The organism is Altererythrobacter epoxidivorans (assembly GCF_001281485.1).
GTDB lineage: Bacteria > Pseudomonadota > Alphaproteobacteria > Sphingomonadales > Sphingomonadaceae > Erythrobacter > Erythrobacter epoxidivorans.
This window is the reverse complement of sequence record NZ_CP012669.1, coordinates 907,759-925,903: the sequence shown is the minus strand read 5'-3', so window position 1 is coordinate 925,903 and position 18,145 is coordinate 907,759. Positions and strand designations below refer to the sequence as shown.

16 protein-coding genes and 2 tRNA genes are annotated in these 18,145 nt (G+C 60.1%); 10 read left to right on the top strand and 8 right to left on the bottom strand.

Annotation, left to right across the window (positions count from 1 at the left end):
• Positions 1-6: 6 nt before the first annotated feature.
• From AMC99_RS04735 to thyA, 3 genes are all read right to left on the bottom strand, one after another.
• Positions 7-1,071: an alpha-ketoacid dehydrogenase subunit beta gene (locus AMC99_RS04735; protein WP_061923486.1), complete on the bottom strand. Its 1,065-nt coding sequence runs from the start codon at positions 1,069-1,071 to the stop codon at positions 7-9.
• Positions 1,068-2,375, bottom strand: coding sequence for a 3-methyl-2-oxobutanoate dehydrogenase (2-methylpropanoyl-transferring) subunit alpha (locus tag AMC99_RS04730; RefSeq protein ID WP_061923483.1), 1,308 nt, complete (start codon positions 2,373-2,375; stop codon positions 1,068-1,070). The genes AMC99_RS04735 and AMC99_RS04730 overlap by 4 nt, the downstream gene beginning before the upstream one ends.
• A 94-nt stretch (positions 2,376-2,469) precedes the next feature.
• Positions 2,470-3,438, bottom strand: coding sequence for a thymidylate synthase (gene thyA / locus AMC99_RS04725; RefSeq protein ID WP_061927720.1), 969 nt, complete (start codon positions 3,436-3,438; stop codon positions 2,470-2,472).
• Between the two features lie 113 nt (positions 3,439-3,551).
• Between thyA and AMC99_RS04720 the strand changes: the two genes are divergently transcribed.
• The 4 genes from AMC99_RS04720 (at position 3,552) to AMC99_RS04705 (ending at position 5,424) form a co-directional block, all read left to right on the top strand.
• Positions 3,552-3,628 (top strand) — tRNA-Pro (locus AMC99_RS04720).
• Between the two features lie 208 nt (positions 3,629-3,836).
• Positions 3,837-4,595, top strand: coding sequence for an SDR family NAD(P)-dependent oxidoreductase (locus AMC99_RS04715; RefSeq protein WP_061923480.1), 759 nt, complete (start codon positions 3,837-3,839; stop codon positions 4,593-4,595).
• Between the two features lie 108 nt (positions 4,596-4,703).
• Positions 4,704-4,886, top strand: coding sequence for a YqaE/Pmp3 family membrane protein (locus tag AMC99_RS04710; protein ID WP_232301510.1), 183 nt, complete (start codon positions 4,704-4,706; stop codon positions 4,884-4,886).
• A gap of 46 nt (positions 4,887-4,932) precedes the next feature.
• Positions 4,933-5,424, top strand: coding sequence for a low molecular weight protein-tyrosine-phosphatase (locus AMC99_RS04705; RefSeq protein ID WP_061923478.1), 492 nt, complete (start codon positions 4,933-4,935; stop codon positions 5,422-5,424).
• Here AMC99_RS04705 and recG read toward each other — a convergent pair.
• Positions 5,411-7,471 (bottom strand): ATP-dependent DNA helicase RecG, encoded by a 2,061-nt coding sequence (recG, locus tag AMC99_RS04700; RefSeq protein WP_061923475.1) that lies wholly within the window; start codon positions 7,469-7,471, stop codon positions 5,411-5,413. The genes AMC99_RS04705 and recG overlap by 14 nt on opposite strands.
• Before the next feature lie 185 nt (positions 7,472-7,656).
• Here recG and AMC99_RS04695 point away from each other — a divergent pair, with 185 nt between their 5' ends.
• The 3 genes from AMC99_RS04695 to mfd all read left to right on the top strand — a co-directional run bounded on the left by AMC99_RS04695 (position 7,657) and on the right by mfd (position 11,992).
• Positions 7,657-8,082 (top strand): hypothetical protein, encoded by a 426-nt coding sequence (locus AMC99_RS04695; protein WP_061923472.1) that lies wholly within the window; start codon positions 7,657-7,659, stop codon positions 8,080-8,082.
• 75 nt (positions 8,083-8,157) lie between these two features.
• Positions 8,158-8,436: an FAD assembly factor SdhE gene (locus tag AMC99_RS04690; RefSeq protein ID WP_061923467.1), complete on the top strand. Its 279-nt coding sequence runs from the start codon at positions 8,158-8,160 to the stop codon at positions 8,434-8,436.
• 49 nt (positions 8,437-8,485) lie between these two features.
• Positions 8,486-11,992, top strand: coding sequence for a transcription-repair coupling factor (gene mfd, locus AMC99_RS04685; RefSeq protein ID WP_061923464.1), 3,507 nt, complete (start codon positions 8,486-8,488; stop codon positions 11,990-11,992).
• 10 nt (positions 11,993-12,002) lie between these two features.
• On the opposite strand, the gene AMC99_RS04680 is transcribed toward mfd, so the two are convergent.
• Positions 12,003-12,812: an EAL domain-containing protein gene (locus tag AMC99_RS04680; RefSeq protein ID WP_061923460.1), complete on the bottom strand. Its 810-nt coding sequence runs from the start codon at positions 12,810-12,812 to the stop codon at positions 12,003-12,005.
• A gap of 124 nt (positions 12,813-12,936) precedes the next feature.
• Between AMC99_RS04680 and AMC99_RS04675 the strand changes: the two genes are divergently transcribed.
• The 3 genes from AMC99_RS04675 (at position 12,937) to AMC99_RS14090 (ending at position 14,171) form a co-directional block, all read left to right on the top strand.
• Positions 12,937-13,725 carry an NAD kinase gene (locus AMC99_RS04675; RefSeq protein WP_061923457.1) on the top strand — a complete coding sequence of 263 codons (789 nt, stop codon included), beginning with the start codon at positions 12,937-12,939 and terminating at the stop codon, positions 13,723-13,725.
• A 77-nt stretch (positions 13,726-13,802) separates the two neighbouring features.
• Positions 13,803-13,877 (top strand) — tRNA-Asn (locus tag AMC99_RS04670).
• A 141-nt stretch (positions 13,878-14,018) separates the two neighbouring features.
• The gene (locus AMC99_RS14090) at positions 14,019-14,171 is read left to right on the top strand and encodes a hypothetical protein (RefSeq protein WP_198143570.1); all 153 of its coding nucleotides are present in this window, start codon (positions 14,019-14,021) and stop codon (positions 14,169-14,171) included.
• Between the two features lie 3 nt (positions 14,172-14,174).
• Here the strand turns inward: AMC99_RS14090 and AMC99_RS04665 are convergent, their stop codons facing one another.
• The 3 genes from AMC99_RS04665 to AMC99_RS04655 all read right to left on the bottom strand — a co-directional run bounded on the left by AMC99_RS04665 (position 14,175) and on the right by AMC99_RS04655 (position 18,084).
• Positions 14,175-14,930 (bottom strand): sulfite exporter TauE/SafE family protein, encoded by a 756-nt coding sequence (locus AMC99_RS04665; protein WP_061923454.1) that lies wholly within the window; start codon positions 14,928-14,930, stop codon positions 14,175-14,177.
• A 40-nt stretch (positions 14,931-14,970) separates the two neighbouring features.
• The gene (gene secA / locus AMC99_RS04660; protein ID WP_061923451.1) at positions 14,971-17,718 is read right to left on the bottom strand and encodes a preprotein translocase subunit SecA; all 2,748 of its coding nucleotides are present in this window, start codon (positions 17,716-17,718) and stop codon (positions 14,971-14,973) included.
• A 93-nt stretch (positions 17,719-17,811) separates the two neighbouring features.
• Positions 17,812-18,084, bottom strand: a complete 273-nt coding sequence (locus tag AMC99_RS04655) for a hypothetical protein (protein ID WP_157058254.1) — start codon at positions 18,082-18,084, stop codon at positions 17,812-17,814.
• Positions 18,085-18,145 lie beyond the last annotated feature (61 nt).

Sequence of the window (18,145 nt, the reverse complement as noted above, 5' to 3'; positions counted from 1 at the left end):
CGCTCGTCAGTCCTTCAGGATCTTGTCGATCGCATCGCCGATACGAACCGGGCCAGGGAAATAGGCCCATTCGAGGCTGTGCGGATAGGGTGTGTCGAAGCCGGTGACCCGTTCGACGGGCGCTTCGAGATGGTAGAAACAGCGTTCGGTCACCAGCGCGCTAAGTTCTGCGCCAAAGCCCGAAGTACGCGTCGCCTCGTGAACAATTAAGCAGCGCCCGGTCTTCTCGACCGATGCTTCGATCGCTTCGATGTCCAGCGGCACGAGCGTGCGCAGATCGAGGATGTCGGCTTCGACACCCTTCTCTCGGCAGACCGCCTCTGCGACATGCACCATCGTGCCGTAAGTCAGAACCGTGAGCTGCTCGCCCTCGGTGACATGACGCGCCTTTCCGAGAGGGATCTTGTAGTATCCCTCGGGAACGACGCTGTCCTTGTGCTTCTTCCACGGCTCGACCGGTTTGTCGTAATAGCCAGAGAACGGACCGTTATAGATGCGCTTCGGTTCGAAGAAGATCACCGGGTCATTGTCTTCGATGCAGCTGATCAACAGGCCTTTCGCATCGTAGGGCGTTGACGGAATGACCGTTTTCAAACCCGACACATGTGTGAAGATGGCCTCGGGGCTTTGGCTGTGTGTTTGCCCGCCAAAAATGCCGCCACCGAAAGGCGAGCGAACCGTCAGCGGCGCAATGTAGTCGGTAGCCGAACGATAACGTAAACGAGCCGCCTCACTGATCAGCTGGTCGAGACCGGGGTAAATGTAATCGGCGAACTGGATTTCGGGGACCGGGCGCAGGCCATACGCGCCCATGCCGACAGCAACGCCGATGATGCCGCATTCCGAAATCGGAGTGTCGAAGACCCGGGTCTTGCCATGTTTTTCCTGCAGGCCCGCGGTGCAGCGGAAAACGCCGCCGAAATAGCCGACGTCTTCGCCCATCACGATGACATCGGGATCGCGTCCGAGCATCGTGTCGAGCGCGTCGTTGATCGCCTCGATCATGTTGATCCGGCGCTCGCCCGCTTCAGCCGCCTGGCTGGCATTCTTCGTTTCGATGTCGGTGCTCATGTCTTGGGCCCTCCACCTTGCGGCCATTTGATCTGGCGCTCGCGCGTTGCCTGTTCGGCCTGTTCCTTGAGATGCCATGGCAACTCCTCGAACACGTCTTCGAACATGGTATGGAAGGGATGGTGCATGCCATGACCGAGAATGCCGTTCTTCTCGGCTTCCTTGGTCGCAGCCTTCACCTTTTCGGCAGCCTCGAGGTCCATCGCCTGCTGGCGGTCCTCGTCCCACTCACCAATCGCGACAAGGTGGTTTTTGAGACGCATGATCGGATCGCCGAGCGGCCATTCCTCGCGCTCCTGTGCGCTGCGATACCCTGACGGGTCGTCGGACGTAGAATGCCCTTCTGCGCGATAGGTGAAGTACTCGATCAGCGTCGGCCCGGCGTTCGCGCGAGCGCGGTTTGCGGCCCAACGCTGTGCCGCATAAACCGCAAGAGCGTCGTTTCCGTCCACCCGCAGGCCTGCCAGACCATATCCCAGTGCTCGGGCAGCAAACGTCGTCCGCTCTGCACCGGCAAAGCCGGAGAAGCTCGAAATGGCCCACTGGTTGTTGATCACGTTGAAGATGACCGGCGCATTGTAGACAGTCGCGAACGTACAGGCCGAATGGAAATCGCCCTCTGCAGTACTGCCCTCACCCACCCAGGTCGCTGCGATCCGGCTGTCGCCCTTGATTGCACTTGCCATTGCCCAGCCGGTTGCTTGCGGCAGCTGGGTCGCAAGGTTGCCAGAAATGGAGAAAAAGCTGTGCTCGCGGCTCGAGTACATGATCGGCAGCTGGCGCCCCTTCAGCTTGTCCGCCTTGTTCGAATAGATCTGGTTGATCATGTCGACGATCGGGTAACCGCGGGCGATCAGTATGCCTTGCTGGCGATAGGAGGGGAAAACCATGTCGTCGCTGGCGAGCGCCATGCTTGCAGCCACGCTGGTCGCTTCTTCACCGGTGCACTTCATGTAGAAGCTGGTCTTGCCCTGTCGCTGCCCGCGAAACATGCGTTCATCGAACGCACGCACCATGGCCATGTGACCCAACATCGTGCGCAGGGTCTCGGCGTCCAGATTCGGATTCCACGGCCCGTGCGCCTTGTTGTCCTCGCCAAGCACGCGGACGAGATCATAGGCGAGCGCGCCCATATCTTTCGGATCGCACGTTTCATCCGGACGAGCCTGGGCACCTGCCTCAGGGATGTTCAAGTGACTGAAATCAACCGTATCGCCCGGGCGATAACGGGGTTCGGGCACATGGAGCGAAAGGGCCGGCTTGTTGTGCCCGGTTTCGCCAGCGCCATCAGGCCTGTCGGCCATAATCTGCTCTCCCTCGCGGAAAAATTGCCTGAAGCAATCTTTTAAACGTGCGACATTTTATTTCACACGAGGCAGGAGGTCAAGTTTGCCTCTCTCAGACTGCGACAGGAGCCTTGATCGCGCCCTGCGGCTGGTAGTCATGAACCTCGAAGTCTTCGATCGTGTATTCGAAGATGCTCGGTGGATGCCTTACTATCTCAAGCCTTGGCGCGCCTTCGGGTTCCCGCGTCAACTGCTCTGTGATGAGGTGCTCGTGATTGAGATACAGGTGAACGTCACCGCCCATCCAGACAAGTTCACCCGGCTTCATGCCAACCTGCTGGGCGATCATGCGGTTGAGCAATGCAGCCGACCATAGATTGAACGGCAGTCCCAGTGCGACGTCGCAGCTGCGCTGGTAAAGCAGGCAATTCAAACGTGCATCCTCGCCCTCGCCCGAGACATGGAACTGATAAGTCTTGTGGCAGGGTGGCAGGGCCATCCGCTCGAGCTCTGCGACGTTCCAGCCCTCGATGATATGACGCCGGCTGCCGGGGCTTTTGCGAAGGGATTCGATGACCTCCGCAACCTGGTTCACACCCTGACCACGCTCGAACAATCCGTCTTCACGCGGTGTGTAGGTTGGCCAATCGACCCACTGCTTGCCATACACTGGGCCCAGATCGCCCCATTGCTCAGCGAACGCTTCATCTTTCGCAATCCGCGCCACGAAATCTTCGAGGGAGATGTCGTCACCGGTTTCCTTCACATAGTTCGCGTGCGGCCACTCGTTCCAGATCTTCACCCCCTGCAGGACTAGCGGGCGGATGTTCGTCTCGCCGGTAAGGAACCACAGCATCTCGCGCGTAGCGGTCTTCCAGTACACCCGCTTTGTCGTCAGCAAGGGCATCGCACCGTCGGAAAGGTCGAACCGCAGCATGGCACCCGCGATGGAACGCGTGCCGATGCCGGTGCGATCGATACGCTCGCTGCCATTTTCCCAAATGTCTCGCATGAGGTCGAGATACTGCCACTCGGGGTGGTGGGTGCGGGTCGTTCGGTCGGGAATCGCAGCGCTTGCCATATCCATGTCCCTAAACCTGCAATTGGCGGCTTGCCACCCCGCGCACTCCTCCCTATAGGGCGCGCCTTGCCTCGATCCACAGCTCATTTGCAGCATTGTGCGATCGACACGGTCGGGGAGTAGCTCAGCCTGGTAGAGCACTGTCTTCGGGAGGCAGGGGCCGGAGGTTCGAATCCTCTCTCCCCGACCAGTTCTTCTCTCTTTTGGGGGCCCAAGGGATCGGAAGCTTTATGCGCAAATTATCACTGCTCTTCGCGCTAGCAGCGCTCACCGCTCTATCTGCATGTAACACCGTTCGCGGCCTGGGACAGGATCTCGAATCGGTCGCGAATGCCGGCGACGAAGTAATCTAGGCCGTCGCGCTTGCAGGATGGCGCCGATTTCGCCAACCTGCGCCGATGCAATTGTTCGACCTTAGCGGGCACACCGCAGTCATTACCGGCGGTAACGGCGGGATCGGCCTTTCTATGGCGCGAGGCCTCGTCAAAGCAGGCGCGCACGTCGCGATCTGGGGGCGGAGCGAGAGCAAGAATGCCGCTGCCTTGGGAGAGCTCACCGGCCTGGGCAAAGGCGAGATAGGCGCCTTCGTTTGCGATGTGACGAGCGAAGATTCGATCGCAGCGGCGATGGCTGCAACGCTCGATCGGTTCGGCCAGGTTGATAGTTGTTTTGCCAATGCCGGCGTCGGCGGTGGTCGCGCATTGCCGGAAATGACCGCCGAAGCATGGGACGCGACGATGGCAGTGAATGCCCGCGGAGTGGCGCTGACATATGCCCATGTCACGAAACACATGATCGAGCGCGGCGGTGGCGGAAAGCTGCTCGCTACGTCGTCCGGTCAATCCATCATGGGCACCAATCGCAGCTCCAATTACGCGGCCTCCAAAGCGGCGGTGAATGGCCTGACACGCGGTGCTGCCTTCGAGCTGGCCCGCTACAAGATTACGGCCAACGCATTCCTGTTCGGCTTCTACGAAACCGACATGACGGAAGCAGCCGATCCGCGGTTCGCCGAATGGATGACCAAGCGGATTCCCTTGCGGCGCTTCGGCGATCACGAGGGTCTGGAAGGGCTCGCGGTATTCTTCGCATCGGCAGCAAGCGATTACATTACCGGCCAATGCTTGCCGGTGGACGGCGGATTATCCATCAGCTGATCCGCCTTTTGTTCCCGATAATTTTCCGGAACTTGGCTCGTGAGTTTCCGTTGATCCTGCAACCCCCGCACACAAATGCGGGAAAAGCAATCAAAGGAATATCCCGACATGATGGCCATCATCACATTTATCGCAACCATCCTCCTTCCGCCGCTCGGCGTGGCAATGAAGCATGGGCTGGATCGCGATTTCTGGATCAACCTGGTCCTTACGCTGATCTTCTTCGTACCAGGCGTGATCCACGGTATTTACGTGAACTTCCTGCGTGGCGGTACTCACGCAATCGCGTAACGCGCATTCACTTGAACCCTACGCTGCGGGGCGGCATGATTTCGGAATGACAAGTTCCGATCATGTGCGCCCCGCAGTGCTATTCGTCTGCCTCGGCAATATTTGCCGATCGCCATTGGCAGAGGCTGCATTTCGAGAAGCGGCCGAAAAAGCAGGACTTGAAGCAGTGGCGGACAGCGCAGGAACATCCGACTACCATGTCGGCGCGCCGCCTGATCCTCGCAGCGTGGACACGGCCCGCGACGCTGGCATCGACATCTCTCATTATCGCGGTCGCCAGATCGAAGCTGCAGACTTCACGCGGTTCACGCACATCTATGCGATGGATCACCAGAACCTGCGCAACCTCGAAGCGATCAAACCTGCGGAGGCGACGGCACATGTCGCCTTATTGCTGGACGCTGTGGCGGGACGCGAGGGCGTAGCGATTGCAGACCCTTATTACGATGGCGAAGACCGGTTCGAAGACACCTGGGCCGATGCCAGTGAGGCCGCCGATGCCATCGTCAGCCAATTGCTTGCCGCTAGCCGCCCCTGAGCAATTGCACGCCCCAATCCCTTTCGAACAGATAGAGCAGAATACGTGCCGCCTGGCCGCGCTCACTCGACAAGCCTCCGTCACGATCCATTAACAGGCGCGCATCGGCGTGCGCTGCGGGCAAAAGCCGCGTGATCTGTTCCAGGTCGGCAACCCGAAACGGAGTGTCGCCCGATTGCCGCGTACCCAGCAATTCGCCGCCGCCGCGAAGTTCCAGATCTTCTTCTGCGATACGGAAACCGTCCTGCGTTTCGCGCATCAGTGCAAGGCGCTTGCGCCCGGTTTCACTGAGTGCAGATCCACGCAAAAGGAGGCACACGCTCTTTTCGCTGCCTCGTCCGACGCGGCCACGCAGCTGGTGAAGCTGGGCCAGACCGAAACGTTCGGCCTGTTCGATAACCATCAGCGTGGCTGCGGGAACATCGACCCCGACCTCGATCACGGTAGTGGCGACGAGAAGTTTTGCATTGCCGCTCGCAAAGCGCTCCATTGCCGCATCCTTTTCCTCCGGACGTAGTTGCCCGTGCACGAGGACCACATCCCCACCGAAACGCTCTTTCAACAGGGCATAGCGCGCTTCGGCAGCGGCAATGTCGTCAGTCTCGCTTTCACGGACCATCGGGCAAACCCAGTACGCCTGCTGACCGCCCTCCACGTGGCGAGCAACACCTGCGATGACATCTTCAAGTCGGTCCTGGGATACCACCACGGTATCGATCGGCTGCCTCCCCGGAGGCATTTCGTCCAGCCTGCTCACATCCATTTCGCCATATTGTGCGAGCGTCAGCGTGCGCGGGATCGGCGTAGCCGTCATCGCCAGAGTGTGAGGCGGAGCCTTTCCCTTGCTTGCCAGCTGCAGCCTTTGCTGCACTCCGAACCTGTGTTGTTCGTCGATCACGACCAGCGCGAGGTCCCTGTACCCGACACTTTCCTGAAAAATAGCATGCGTGCCGACCACGATATCGATCGACCCGTCGAGCAGACCCATCAGTATGCTTTCGCGCGCCCTGCCCTTGTCCCTGCCTGTAAGCAGCGCGATCTCGACACCGGTCGGAGCCGCCATCTGCCGGAGAGTTTCATAATGCTGCCGGGCAAGTATTTCGGTCGGCGCCAGCAGGGCCGCCTGCTTCCCCGCCTCATTGGCAATCAGCATCGCCATGAGGGCGACAACAGTCTTGCCCGCTCCAACATCGCCCTGAAGCAGGCGAAGCATCGGCGCTTCTTGAGCCAGATCGCCTTCGATCTCGCGAACCGAACGCGACTGGGCACCCGTCAGGTCGTATGGAAGCTGCAGCTTGTCGCGTAACTGCCCGTTGCCGATGATGGATTGACCACGTCTCCTACGATTGTCGGCACGAACCAGCAAAAGCGCGAGCGAGTTTGCGAGCAATTCGTCATAAGCCAGGCGGTCCCGAGCCGATCGATTTTCGGACTTATGCGCGAGATGCAGCGCGTCCCGCCAATCAGGCCAGGCTTCCCGGTCCAGCTGGGATGGCTCGATCCATTCCGGCAAGTACGGTAGGCGCCCCAGTGCCTGCTCGACGAGGCTCGCGACACGCGGCTGGGTCAATCCTTCGGACAATGAATAAACGGGTTCGTTCAGCCGACCGAGGCTGGCGCTGCCCTCTTTCTCGACATGGTCGGGGTGGACGATCTGCAATGCGTCGCCAAACCGGTCGAGGCGGCCGGAAGCCCAGCGCTTTTCTCCCACCGGAAGCAGTTTCTTTGCGGTGAAAGATGCTCGCCCGAAATAGGTCAGCGTGCAGACATTACCGGCATCGTCCTGGGCCAGAACCCGATATGGCCCCCGATTGTTACGCGAAGCCCGATGCTCGACCACGGTGAGCGGGATGACGATCTGCTCGCCCTCGCTCGCCTCGTCGAGGTTCTTCACCGGACGGCGCGTCACGAACCGGTCCGGCAGGTGATAGGCGATGTCGCGCACCCGCGTGAGGCCGAGCTTTTCGAGCGGCTTCATCATTTTCGGCCCGACGCCTTCGAGCGCGCTGGTCTCTACAAACAGGGGATTGAGGACTTCGGGGCGCATGCTCGTATCCCCTAACGTCATTCGCTCTTCCTGCGAAGTCGCCTGGCACGCTTGCCAGTGGAACGATTTTGCGCTCTAACGCTGCGCAGTTGGCGACACTCCAAGGGGGGAGTGGGTCGCGCCCTCGCAGAAGTGATAACAGCCAGGCCTTACCGGGTCGCGTCTTGTCACGAGAGGGACTGATTATGATCCGTAAGATTTCGACGACTATCGCCGCAGCAGCATTCATGCTGACTGCCGTACCTGCCTATTCACAGGATGCAGAACAGGCGCGGACCACCTATCGCATCGAATTCCTGAAGCTGAAGGCGGGACAGCAGGAACGCTGGATCGAACTGGGCGAAAAGTATTTTGGCCCGGCGACCGACGCGGCGGGGCAGAAACAGCCCGACGTTCATTACCTCATGTCAGGTCCGTGGGACATCATGATGGTCATGGAGATGCCTCGCGGAATGGCGATGCTGGATTCCCACAATCCGCCCGAAAGAGCTGCATTCCGCGCCGCTTTCGAGAAGGTTGCGGGAGGCAAGGAAGCGGCTGAGAAGCTGTTTGCCGAAGATGATGCCATCGTGACCGAATCGATGGTCCTTTACAGCCATACCCATCCCTGATGGCGACAGCCCCTTGATCGGGGGCACGCTATCCAACATAGGGGCGCCACACGAAACCGTCTGGCGCCCCAATTCATGCCCGAAGCACTCACATTTTCCGCCCGCCTCGCCCGCGCCAAGTTTCGCGCTTGGCACCGCGGTACGCGTGAAGCCGATTACATTTTCGGCGGATATTTCGATCGCTATGCAGAGAAGTGGGAAGAAGCAGACCTTCGCTGGTTCGAGGCGCTGCTAGATCAGGACGATGTCGACGTGATGGCCTGGGCCATGCAGACCCAGCCGGTGCCGGAACGTTTCGCCGGCCCCCAGATCGAACTGATGCAGAAACTCGATTACGTGGACATTCCCCGCTAACGCGGCGGATATGCGGGAACGCGTCCCGTCTCCAACCTTTGACCTGACTATGCCCGACCTTTCCCGCATCCTTTCGGCATCCGAGCCGCTCACTCTCTCCTCGGTGGCCCGCGGGGCGCAGCCGCTGGTGATGAGTGACCTCGCCCGCGCAGCGAAAGGGCGGGCAGTCTTCATCGCTCCCAACGAGACGGCAATGCGTTCGGTCAGCGAAGCGGCAAGTTTCTTCGCGCCAGAGCTCGAAGTCATTGAATTCCCGGCATGGGATTGCCTGCCTTACGACCGCGCCAGCCCTGCGCTTTCAGTAAGTGCGAAACGGCTTTCGGCGCTGTTTCGATTGCAGTCCGGCAAGGCGGGATCGCAATTGCTGGTCACGACAGTCAATGCACTGACGCAGCGCGTGCTCACCCCATTCCGCATTCGCGAGAGTGTGCGCGAGTTCAAGGCCGGGACAACGATCGGTCACCAGAGCCTCGCTGCGCTGCTCCAGCGCCAGGGTTATTCGCGCACCGACACGGTCGTCGACCATGGCGAATATGCGCTGCGTGGCTCGATCGTCGATATTTTTCCATCGAGCCTAGACCAGGGACTGCGGCTCGACTTCTTCGGCGACGAACTGGAAAGCTTGCGCCTTTTCGACCCGACGACGCAGATGTCGACCGGAACGCTGAAGCAACATCTCCTGCTCCCTGCATCCGAAGCGCTTCTCGACGACGAAACCATCAAACGCTTCCGCTCCCGCTATCGCGAGATGTTCGGAGCCAATGCAACGCAGGATCCGCTCTATGAAGCGGTCAGCGAGGGGCGCCGCCTCGCCGGGATGGAGCACTGGCTTCCTCTCTTCGAAGAGAAGCTGGCGACGCTGTTTGATTACATCGGCAGGGATGATGTCGTTGTCATCGATGCTGCAGCTCAGGCAGCGGTCGATGAGCGTTTCAAAGACATCGCGGACTATCACCAGTCCCGTAGCAAGACCGCAGGACAGGCGGCTGGCAGCTACCGCCCGCTGGATGAGGACGCGCTTTACCTCGGCTCCGGTGAACTCGGCACGCTGTTCGCGGAAACCAAAGTCCATCGAAGCGTGATTTTCGCGGAGCCCGAAAGCGCCAAGGTCATCGATTTCGGCTTCAGCTCAGCGCGTGATTTCGCGCCGGAGCGAGCACGCGGCGACAATGTTTACGAAGCTGCTGCGGCCTATCTCCAGCAACTCGCCAAATCGGGCAAGCGACCACTCCTCGCCGCTTATTCAACGGGTAGCCGATCACGCATTGCGTCGATCCTGTCGGAAGCCGGTGCCGAGACCAAACTGGCGGAAAGCTGGCAGGAAGCGCTCGGCATGGCGGCCCCCGGGTCGGCTGGTCACGGGCAACCGGTCGCCATGGTGTTGCCGCTCGAAACGGGCTTTGCGAACGACCAGCTCGAACTGCTGACAGAGCAGGACTTGCTCGGGGATCGCCTTGTCCGGCGGAAAAAGCGGCGCAAGGATTCCGATGCCTTCCTGGCGGAATTGCAGGCCCTCAATCGCGGCGACCTAGTGGTTCATGTCGAACACGGCATCGGCAAGTATCTCGGGCTGGAACCGATTACCGTCGGCAAGAGCAAGCACGACTGCGTCATGCTCGAATACAAGGGCGGCGACAAACTCTACATCCCTGTAGAAAACATCGACGTTCTCACCCGCTACGGCAGCAGCGAGGAAGCCGTGATGCTCGACCGCCTCGGCGGAGAAGCATGGCAGAAGCGCCGGGCACGACTGAAGGAACGCATTCGCGAGATTGCGGGCGAGTTGATGAAGGTTGCAGCCCAACGCGCGCTTAAGAAAGCGCCGGTGCTCGAGGCCGAAGATGGGCCCTACAACCAGTTCGTTGAAAAATTCCCGTGGGAGGAAACCGACGATCAGGACCGCGCGATCGAGGATGTCCTGCGCGACCTTGAAAGCGGCCGCCCCATGGACCGGCTCGTCTGCGGCGATGTCGGCTTCGGCAAGACGGAAGTGGCGCTCCGCGCTGCATTCGTGGCAGCGATGAACGGCCAGCAGGTCGCCGTTGTTGCGCCAACCACACTGCTTGCCCGCCAGCACTACCAGAACTTCACCGAGCGTTTTGCTGGTTTCCCGCTCAGGATCGGGCGCCTCTCGAGGCTCGTTCCGTCGAAGGAGATGGGCGAGACCCGCGACGGACTATCGAATGGCGACGTCGATATCGTGGTCGGCACCCATGCCATCCTGTCCAAGAGCACCGAATTCAAGAACCTCGGCCTCGTCATCGTCGACGAGGAACAGCGGTTCGGCGTCACGCACAAGGAAAAGCTAAAGCAGCTGCGCGCCGACGTCCACGTGCTCACGCTTACCGCAACGCCGATCCCCCGCACGCTTCAGATGGCGATGTCGGGCTTGCGCGAACTTTCGACCATCCAGACCCCTCCGGTAGACCGGCTTGCGGTTCGGACCTACGTCATGGAATGGGACGACATGGTGATGCGCGAGGCCCTGCTGCGCGAACACCATCGCGGCGGCCAGAGCTTCATCGTTGTGCCGCGCATTTCCGATATGGCAGAGGTCGAGGACTGGCTTCACGAACACGTGCCCGAGGTGAAATATATCGCCGCTCACGGGCAAATGGGCGCCGGCGAGGTCGAAGAGCGGATGAGCGCCTTTTACGACCGAAAATACGACGTCCTGCTCTCGACGACGATCGTCGAATCCGGCCTCGACATTCCCAGCGCCAACACGATCATTATTCATCGCGCTGATCGCTTTGGCCTTGCACAACTTTATCAACTTCGCGGCCGTGTCGGGCGCTCCAAGCTACGCGCCTATGCCTACCTCACCTATGGCAAGGACGTTCAGCTCTCCGAAGTGGCTGAGAAGCGTCTCAAGGTGCTCGGCGATCTCGACAGCCTTGGCGCAGGTTTCCAACTCGCCAGCCACGACCTCGACATCCGCGGCGCAGGCAACCTTTTGGGCGACGAACAGTCGGGCCATATCCGCGAAGTCGGCTTCGAACTTTACCAATCCATGCTCGAAGACGCGATCCTAGCGGCAAAGGCGGGCGAGATGGGCCTCGAGCCCGAACGCGACAAGGTCAGCCCGCAAATCACGGTCGATGCGCCGATCATGATACCCGAAGACTACGTGCCCGATCTGGCTGTCCGGATGGCGCTCTATCGCCGCCTGAATGATGCCGGTGACAAGGCTGAAATCGAAGCTCTGGCCGCTGAAATGATCGACCGCTTTGGTCCCCTGCCCCAGGCGACACAGAACCTCGTGAGGCTGATCGAGATCAAGGATCAGGCGATCAAAGCCAATATCTCGAAGATCGACGTTGGCGCGCGCGGGACTCTCGTCACTTTCCACAATGACGACTTCCCCGATCCGGCAGGACTGCTCGCTTATGTCGACAGGCTCAAGGACACGGCAAAGCTGCGTCCGGACATGAAGCTGGTCATCAACCGTGCATGGAGCGACCCGCAAAGCCGCCTCAACGGTCTCTTCCAGTTGACCAAGGGTCTTTCCGGCATCGTCAAGAAAGCCAAAAAAGCGGAACAGGTCGCGGCCTGATCGTCCTGGATCAGGCTGTTGCCAGTTTCAGCATCTCGTCATTGCGCATTGGTTCTGCACGCAGGAACCCCTGCCAATAATCGCAACCTTCCGCCACCACGACATCGCGCTGCGCCTCGGTTTCGATCCCCTCGGCAACCACTTCCAGTCCGAGAGCCGACGCAAGTCCGACGATGGCGCGAAGGACAGCGAGGTCACGCTCGTCCCGGGAAATTCCGATCACCATGGACCGATCCAGCTTGATCGCGTCCAGGGGCAGTTCCTTCAGGTAGCGGAAATTGCAGAATCCGGCTCCAAAGTCGTCGAGCGCAACGCGCAAGCCGGTCTTTTTGAGGGCCGCAAGGGCCTCTCCTGCGAGCCGCAAGTTCGCGAGGAGGACGTCCTCTGTAATTTCCAGCGTCAACCGGTTCGGCGCGATCCGCGAGCGGCCGAAATTCGTGGCGAAGTCCTGGGCGAAGCTCTTCTCCGCGATTTCTTCCGGAGTGATGTTGAGCGACAAACGCAGATGTTCGGGCCAGCTTGCTGCCTGGTCCAGCGCCTGCGCGACGATCTGCCGCGATACCGGCGCAACCAGCTTCGCCTTTTCTGCAATGGCGAAAAGATCGCGCGCGCCGATTTCCCCGAGCGTTGGGTGTTGCCAGCGCGCAAGTGCTTCGGCCCCAATCATTACGCCGTCGATGCTCGCAAATTGCGGTTGGTAGAGTACCTCGATTTCCCCTCGCCCCAGCGCGAGCGCCAAGTCGCTCTCAAGCGCACGAGCGAGGGCGCGCGGCATCAGGCCGCTACGCAAGGTTCGCAATGGGTAACTCTCTCCCAGCATTGGAACCCACCTAGGCGCGACAGTTCAGATTTGCGAAGGCGTAAATCACTTGCGTTGAAAAATGGCACAGTCCGCCATAGTGAGTGACAACAAGGAACGACCCGGAGAGAGGGGCGCCGAAAAAGTGACCAAGTCACAGGAATTCAACAGACTGGCACTCGTTGCCTCCGACACGGCGCGTGCCCAGGAAGCATTCGCCCAATTGGCTGGCGAGCACGACTGGGTGTCCATCGCAGAAGCGGACGCGGTCGTCGTCCTCGGCGGTGATGGCTTCATGCTGCAAACCCTGCACGGAATGCTCGATACCGGCCGGGTCATCCCCGCCTATGGGATGAATCTCGGCACCGTCGGTTTTCTCATGAACCGGTTTCGTGCCGGGGCCAGTGTCACTCGCCGTCTTGCAAAGGCGCGCTCTATCGCAATTGCTCCGCTGCGCATGCATGCGGTGAGCCAGGATGGGCACGAAGAGGTCTTCTGCGCAATCAACGAGGTTTCGTTGCTGCGTGAAACCCGCCAGACGGCAAAGATCGAAGTCTCCGTGGACGACAAGGTCCGCATCGAGGAACTCGTCTGCGACGGCGTACTCCTTTCCACCCCGGCCGGTTCAACGGCTTACAACCTGTCGGCACACGGCCCGATCCTGCCGCTCGATTCGGAATTGCTGGCACTCACCCCGATCAGCCCGTTCCGCCCTCGCAGATGGCCAGGGGCGATCCTGCCCGATCGGAGCCGAATCAGGTTTCGTGTCATCGAACCTGACAAACGCCCCGTTTCCGCGGTCGCAGACCAGAAGGAATTGCGCGATATCGCCGAGGTTTCTCTCGCGATCGCCCGCGATTCTGAGCTTACACTGCTGTTCGACCCCGGTCATGCGCTGGACGAACGTATCGTCGCCGAACAATTCGTCGTTTAGACACGCGAAAAGGCGCGAAAACGGGGTTGCAATGCGCGCGCGCCGCCCATATAGGCTCGCCTCCGCCGTAAGGCTGCTCCCCGATAGCTCAGCGGTAGAGTAGGTGACTGTTAATCACTTGGTCGTTGGTTCGAATCCAACTCGGGGAGCCACTCTTTCACACCAGATCCGGCTAGCAAGCCCATTAACTTTCGACTTGTCCGCAATCCCATATGTGGACGCGTCAGGTTAACGCGGTGGGCGATTAGCGGTCGTATGGGCAATTTTCCTCCTCCTGCTTGAGGAGAAATGCCATGTCGCATCACACTTTCCATTCGAGCCGTCCGGACAACTGGACACAGCCGCGTGCGCATCGCGATCCGGGCCTTCGCCGTATGCATTACGGACGTATCCAGCCAATGGAGCAGGAACGCGGTTTCTTCGCTCGCCTATGGCACTCGCACTGAGGCCTAGAGCCCTAACAAAAGCCTCGCACCGACCCAGATCACCAGCGCTGCTGTAAGCCAGCGGATTATCCGTGGGGGAAACAGGCGAGCGGCGAACAGGCTCCCGAGCTGCCCCCCGACAGCGACTGCCAACAGCAGGGGCAGGCTTTCATAAACCGCTCCTGCAAAAGTGCCTCCGCCGTGCTTGGCCAATTGACCGGCCAGGCCGAACAAGGAATTCACAAGAATGAAGAAACTGGCGGTGGCCGCGATGGCCCTCGCGTTGTGCCACCGCGTAAGATGCAGCAATGGTGCGAGGAAGATTCCTCCGCCAATCCCAACGAGCCCTGCCAGATAGCCGAGCGGAGCTGCCGCGAACGGCATGAAACGCGCATATCGCGTTGGATTTGCATCCCCGCCCTGCCCGATGGGCAGCAGCATCGTCACACCCGTCAGCAACAGCGATGCTCCCAGCAAGAGCAGGAAAGAGGATTGCGAAATGGGCGTCATACCGCCCAGAAAGGCTGCAGGCGCAGCGAGAGAAGTCAGAATGATGGCACCGCGCCATGGAGTAATCGAAGCGCGGGCAAAACGGACCGAGCTACCCGTAACCACCACGATATTGCAGGCGAGCGCCACAAGCGGCAGCAGGCGGTAATCGAGGCCAGAGAGTGCCAGAAGCGCCGCATAGGTCGACCCGCCCCCGAAACCGACGGCGGCGTAAAGGAGAGCAGTAACAAAGAATGCGGCGACAAGCGCGAGCGGGACGAGACCTGCCATCAGACTGTCCCGCCCCGAATGCTCGTTGCCTCAGCGCGCCTCAGGCTGCGCCGTGGCAATGCTTGTATTTATTGCCCGAACCACACGGACACGGAGCATTGCGGCTGATTTCCATGTCGGCATAGGGATTGTGGGTGTCCGACCCGCCGGGGCCGACAGCAGCACGCGGACTACCGGCGAGCGAACCGAACAGTTCGGGACGGTCCATCGAACCGTCGCCGTCGTTCGAGTTTTCGAGGCCCGTCAGCGGATCGATGTGCCCGGTCAGGAAATCGGGGAGATCTGGCAGGCCCTGCGATTGAACCGGCTGCATGCGGATTTCGGCCAGCATCAGGATGCGCGTCACGTCTTCACGCAGGGTATCGAGCAGGCGCTCAAACAGGCCGAAAGCTTCCTGCTTGTATTCGTTGATAGGCTGCTTCTGCGCGTAAGCGCGAAGGTTGACGACCTGGCGCAGAGCATCGAGCGTCGCGAGGTGTTCCTTCCAGTGATGGTCGAGACGTTCGAGCAGGATGCCCTTTTCTGCCTGGCGCCAGTCTGCCGCATCGGCACCAGCCATCTTGCGCTCCATGATGGCATCGGATTCCTGACGCAGACGCTCTTCGATCAATTCCGGTTCGACGTGATCTTCCTCGATCCAGGAATCGATCGGCGGCGTCATGCCCAAAACGTCCTGAACCCGCTCCTTCAGTCCTTCGATGTCCCATTGCTCGGGATAGGAGCCGGGAGGGCAGGCGTCGGCGACGATCGAATTGATCGTGTCGTGGCGCATATCGACGACCACATCATCGACGCGGTCGGCTTCCATGATCTCGCCGCGCTGTTCGTAGATGACCTTGCGCTGGTCGTTCATCACGTCGTCGAACTGGACCACATGCTTGCGAACATCGTAGTTGCGCGCCTCGACCTTCTTCTGTGCCGTCTCGATGGCCTTCGAAAGCCACTTGGAGCCGATGGCCTCGCCGTCGGCGAGGTTCGAATTCATCATCTTGGCAAAGAGGGTATCCGGCCCGAAGATACGCAGCAGGTCGTCTTCGAGGCATAGGTAGAAACGTGACAGGCCGGGGTCGCCCTGGCGGCCCGAGCGACCACGCAGCTGGTTGTCGATACGGCGGCTTTCGTGACGCTCCGTACCGAGAACGAACAGGCCACCCGCTTCGAGGACCTGCTGCTTTTCAGCTGCGACTTCGGCCTTGATACGATCGATTTCGAGCTGCTTCTTCGGATCGTCGTCCGCGATATCGGCAAGCTCGTCCCCGATGCGGAATTCGACATTGCCGCCAAGCTGGATGTCGGTGCCGCGGCCCGCCATGTTGGTGGCAATCGTCACAGCGCCAAGACGGCCAGCCTGCGCCACGATATGCGCTTCGCGCTCGTGCTGGCGGGCGTTCAGAACTTCGTGCTTCACGCCTTCCTTCTCGAGGAACTGGCTGAGCAATTCGGACTTTTCGATCGAAACGGTACCAACGAGGACAGGCTGGCCGATCTCGTTCTTTTCCTTGATCGCTTTCGCAATGGCGGCAAACTTGTCGAGCGTGTTCTTGTAGAACTCGTCTTCTTCATCGATGCGCTGGACCGGAACATTGGTCGGTATCTCGACCACGTTCATCTTGTAGATGTCCCAGAATTCGGCAGCTTCGGTGGCGGCCGTGCCGGTCATGCCCGACAGTTTGGGATACATGCGGAAGTAATTCTGGAAGGTGATCGATGCGAGGGTCTGGTTCTCGGGTTCGATCGGAACGCCTTCCTTCGCCTCGACAGCCTGGTGAAGACCGTTCGACCAGCGGCGCCCGTCCATCATACGACCGGTGAATTCGTCGATGATTACGACCTTGTTGTCCTTCACGATGTAGTCGGTGTCGCGCTTGAACATGTGAACCGCGCGCAGCGCCTGGTCGAGGTGATGGACGACCTGCGTATTCTCGACGTCGTAGAGGTTCTGCGTTTCGAGCAGGCCCTTCTCCAGCAGGAGCTTCTCGATTTCCTCCGTGCCGTCTTCGGTAAGCTGGATAGAGCGGGCCTTCTCGTCCTTCTCGTACCATTCTTCCGGGATGGTCTTCACCACCTCGTCGATCGCGATGTAGAGATCCTGCTTGTCCTCGGTCGGACCCGAGATAATCAGCGGCGTACGTGCTTCGTCGATAAGGATCGAGTCGACCTCGTCGACGATCGCGAAATTGAAGGGGCGCTGCACCATCTGGCGGCGCTCGTGCTTCATGTTGTCACGAAGGTAGTCGAAGCCGAATTCGTTGTTCGTGCCGTAAGTGATATCGGCATTGTAGGCTTCGCGGCGCTCGAACTCGTTGAGGTTCGGGACGATCACGCCAACGCTGAGGCCCAGCCAGTTGTGCAGCTGTCCCATCCACTCGGCGTCGCGCCTTGCGAGGTAATCGTTGACGGTGACGACGTGGACACCCTTGCCTTCGATTGCATTGAGGTAGGTCGCGAGCGTCGCGACAAGGGTCTTGCCCTCGCCCGTACGCATTTCCGCGATTTCACCGCGGTGCAGGACGATACCGCCGACCATCTGGACGTCGAAATGCCGCATGCCGAGCACGCGGACCGATGCCTCGCGAATGGTTGCGAACGCTTCGGGGAGGATGTCGTCGAGTGATGCGCCGTCGTCGAGCTGGCGGCGGAACTTGTCCGTCTGCGCTTTCAGCTCGTCGTCGGAAAGAGCCTGTATCTGCGGTTCGAGCGCATTGATCTGGTTTACGACCTTGCCGATCGATTTGACGTAACGGTCGTTGGACGATCCGAATACGGACTTGAGTACGGTGTTGAGCATGTATGATGGTCCTGGTGGGCCGAATATGAGGAATGCGACCGCGCATGGATGCCGCGATCGCTGGAAACTGGTCAGAATATGGGGAAATGCGCGCTATTCGTAAGCGCGATCGGCACCGAACTGGACAGTTGGAATATAGACCCGAATGGTGCGGCGCGCCGATCCCAGAGGTTTGCGCGACGGCCTTTCGGTGCAAGGTGCTGTTTCCGAAGCGCAGGCGCATGCCTGTCCGCCTTCGGATTGTTCGGCCATGACGCTAGCGCCGATCTGGCCTGCAACGACGTCAGCCATAGCCGGGCTCGCCGGCGCGCCAAGGGCGGCAAGTCCGGTAAAGAGAGCAAGGCAGGCAAGAAGACGGCGTAACATTGCTGGCACGAGATAATAGCGCAGCGTTTAAAAGTCCACTTACGCCCGCAGGAAATCGTCA